We start from the raw sequence: 3,585 nt of genomic DNA, 5'->3' as shown, positions 1-3,585 counted from the left end.
GGATGGCCGCTGCTTTGTTTGAGTATGCCCAAATTTATGGAAGGCGTATGTCTAATTTTGGATAATCAACACTCGTGATACTTTTTTATCTTTTACCTTTAATACCGTTTTAAAAGCAACATGAGTTTGAATAAGTCCCCCCTGCTTCTATATTAAACTTATAATCTCCATTCCTTTTTATTCTAATATCTATGTTAACCTTCTTGTTTTCAGTATGTAGTATATTAAAATCGTCCTCTAAGGTTGTTCCTTTGTTAAAGATTTTTATTAAAAAATAGGTTACTTCCTCAGAAAAAGAGAATATAAAACATTTATTTTTTCTGTGAAAATCAAATGACCATGGCCGAAGATGTATACCTCGGGATCCGTGTGGATATACTACAAATGACCAAAAAAGACAATAGGAAAACAGAGCTACCTTATTTTTAGGTATCTCGTATATTTCTTATTCTTTTTGGTTATACTAACTGATTTGCGGCTCTCGGAATGGTTCTTTCCGAGAGAGCATACAGTAGATGATGGTGAGCATTCGGTGCGCGATCGCAACGAGTGCTTTTTTTGTTCCCCTTCGTGCTTTCAATGACCAAAACTTTGCCGCCAAACGCTGATTCTTACATCGGGATAACGCCCATGCCGCCTCGCATAAGGCGGATTTGATATGAGGATTGCCCTTTGTTGTTCGCGTACTTTTTCGTTTTCCTGCACTTTCGTGATTGCCCGGTGCGACCCCAGCCCACGAAGCCAGATGTTGGGAGGTCGGGAATTGTCCCATATCCACTCCGATTTCTGCGATAATGACGGCGGCGGTTTCTTTCTTCACCCCAGGAATGGTCATTAAAAGCTCTACCTCCTGTTGATAGGATTGCAGTAACTGGTCAATGCGTTGATCGATCTCTTGAATCAAGCTTTCCAAATACTCGATGTGTTTCCATGATTGTCGAATCATAAACAATTGGTGTTCGGTTAACGTTCCGAAGAGTGACTCTTGAATTTGCGCCTTTTTCTCTTTCATTCTTCCGTGAAGGCAAGCGTCGATTTCCCATTCTTCGATATACCCTTGTTTCATTAAACGATCAAGTAATTTCCGACCAGATGCTCCGAAAATATCCGAAATGACCGTGCTGAGTTTAATATTCGAACATTCCAATACCTTATGAATGCGATTCTTCTCGGCGGTCAATTGTCCCATCCATTTTTTTCGCAAACGGGTCAAATCTCGTAATTCCCGAATATCCGAAGGTGGCACAAAGCTTTTTTCGATCAACCCATGGCGCAACAATCTGGCAATCCATTCTGCATCGGATACATCCGTTTTTCTTCCTGGTACATTTTTGATTCGTTGGGCATTCGCTAGCGTAATGTCAAAATAGTCTTCTAAAATGTTGAACACTGGTTTCCAATACACTCCCGTACTCTCCATCGCAAGGTGAGTAATTCCACGATCTTCTAACCATTTGAAAAGACGAAACAAATCCTTTGTGAACGTAGGAAAGGTTTCGATTTCTTTCTGAATTTGCCCCCTCCTCTTCCATTAGTGCACAAACGACGATCGTTTCTGCATGAACATCTAAACCTGCACAGCGAGGATAAAGAACCTCCATTCGTTTTCTACTCCTTTCGTTGATGATGAATTTCGCAAACAGAGAGTCCGTTTGTGTGCTAGGCATTTTTCTGTTCGTAGTCACCTTTTCCATCAGAAAAGGGCTCACAATGGGTGGTGCACCAAACGGGCTCGAGCAGTTTTATTCACAGGGTCGAACCACCATTAAAAAGAACGTCCTTCTATCCGTTTGCGTTCATCATTCATTATGGGAAGGAGGGGCTGATTTTCATGCATGGGTGGAGAGAAAATTTTTCTCATGGATGTTTTATTTGATTTATTCTTTCTTCAAGGAATCTGAATTCAACTTCTTCAAAATATTTTATGAAAGAACCCTTACTTCCTAAACCACTAACCTTATTATCATGATCAACTAATACAGTTTTGACTAGTTCTGTAAAACAAAAATCTAGTTCTTGTCCTTTAATCTCCGCTAACAGCATATAAATCTTATCTAATCTCTTATATATACCCGTACCGGATTGAATAATTTTTTTATAGAAATCATTGCAAAAGGTATTACAATCTTGCTTCGATCTATTGTATTCCTGCTTTAAATACTTATTAACTAATCCGTATACTGTGGATACAAACATGACAGAAGGTTTACTTCCGAAATTCTCGGTTAAGATATCTGGGCATGGAGAACAGCCTGTATTAATTTCTTTTATTATGTTATCAATAGAAAAATATTTTGCGTCTAGTAAATTTAGTCCGGCTCTGTCATTTGTATTTAGGTTTATCCAAATTTCATCATTGATCTTATCATCCATTTTTAATTTTAATTTATTGGTAAATGCCATGTACCCCTTACTCCCTTGTAATTTTTCTTCTCGATTAGCTTTAATTCCTTCTTAAACTAAAACTGTCTTAAGCTTATGTTCAATTAAACACCCTCCCTAGTTAAACTAAAAAAGAAAAAGATCAAATGATCTTCTTGAATACTTTGGTGATAGATGGGCCTCTACTGCTATCTTCATAATACTGAAATTTTAGAACGTGCAAATTTGAAACATTCGAAGAAATGGATTTTACTCCTTCTGTAAGTTATAGCATTTTTTACATCATGAGCATTTATTTTGAATTACGAAATGAACTTTTTATTTAGGAAAGTTTATTTTTGTAATTTTGCATGATCACACTTTATTTGACTAAGACAATTCGTTTGCTAATTCGTGTCTTAAGGCTTGATAATTGATTCGAGAATTTTTTCAGAGAGTTTCATTTGTGTGATGAATTTATGAAGTTAGAATCTATTTGATTATTTGATTAATGGAATATTGTTGCCTTAAACTTTTTTTCTTTTATTCGCAGGATGGTTGAAATTTTTAGCGAAGATTCCTTTCTGCATCTGCTTAGATAATTTATCTAACTTTTCTAAATTATCGAATACAGACATGTCTCCTGCAATTGCCTTTCCAAACAAATCTTTTATGATATCTGTTTGGGCATTTTTTTCATAAAGTTCTGCTTGTTTTTCCATTTCAACCTTGATTCTCTCTATATCACGCAAAGACTGTTCTCTTATTCTTTGTATCTCTGCATTCTGTTGCTCTTTTAGTTTTTCTAGCTCCGCTTGTTGTTGTTCTCTTAGCTTTTGCAACTCAATACTCTGTTGTTCTTTTAATTTTTGCAACTCTGCCTGCTGTTGTTCTTTAACAGTTTGTAGTGCACTATTCGCTTGATACCGAGCTCCTAAATACGAAATAAAAGCAGGTATAATTCCAACTACAAGTGGAATTACAATTGATGTTAAAACATCTTTCACGAATTATCACCTACACCTACCTAATTTTATAATTCGAATAGTGTTGAAAATGTTTGAAACTGAATACGTATATCGTCACACACAAATCATGTGTTGCTCTAACCTTAGATCCTTTTTTAGCATAAAAAATTACTTTAAAAACAGGCGTGTTGATTATCCAATAAAATCCAAAGGGTATAGAAAAAAGAGCACCTTTCCTGTAGAATGTGAGTAGCGA

At 36.2% G+C, this 3,585-nt stretch carries 2 protein-coding genes and 1 pseudogene; all 3 read right to left on the bottom strand.

Annotation, left to right across the window (positions count from 1 at the left end; translation table 11 throughout):
* Nucleotides 1-463: 463 nt before the first annotated feature.
* Nucleotides 464-1,601 (bottom strand): annotated as a pseudogene (locus ABS784_RS16660) (IS110 family RNA-guided transposase).
* 256 nt (nucleotides 1,602-1,857) lie between these two features.
* Nucleotides 1,858-2,403: a hypothetical protein gene (locus ABS784_RS16655; protein ID WP_352513326.1), complete on the bottom strand. Its 546-nt coding sequence runs from the start codon at nucleotides 2,401-2,403 to the stop codon at nucleotides 1,858-1,860.
* A 485-nt stretch (nucleotides 2,404-2,888) separates the two neighbouring features.
* Entirely contained in the window at nucleotides 2,889-3,368 is a 480-nt protein-coding gene (locus ABS784_RS16650; protein ID WP_013400847.1) for a hypothetical protein, read from the bottom strand.
* Between the last annotated feature and the right edge of the window lie 217 nt (nucleotides 3,369-3,585).

It is taken from the genome of Geobacillus sp. G4, from assembly GCF_040327975.1.
GTDB classification, from domain to species: domain Bacteria; phylum Bacillota; class Bacilli; order Bacillales; family Anoxybacillaceae; genus Geobacillus; species Geobacillus thermoleovorans.
This window is presented reverse-complemented; position numbering and strand designations above follow the sequence as displayed.

Bases quoted from the DNA above. Each gene is read 5' to 3' on its own strand.
- ABS784_RS16655 (WP_352513326.1), bottom strand. From the start codon at position 2,403: ATGGCATTTACCAATAAATTAAAATTAAAAATGGATGATAAGATCAAT.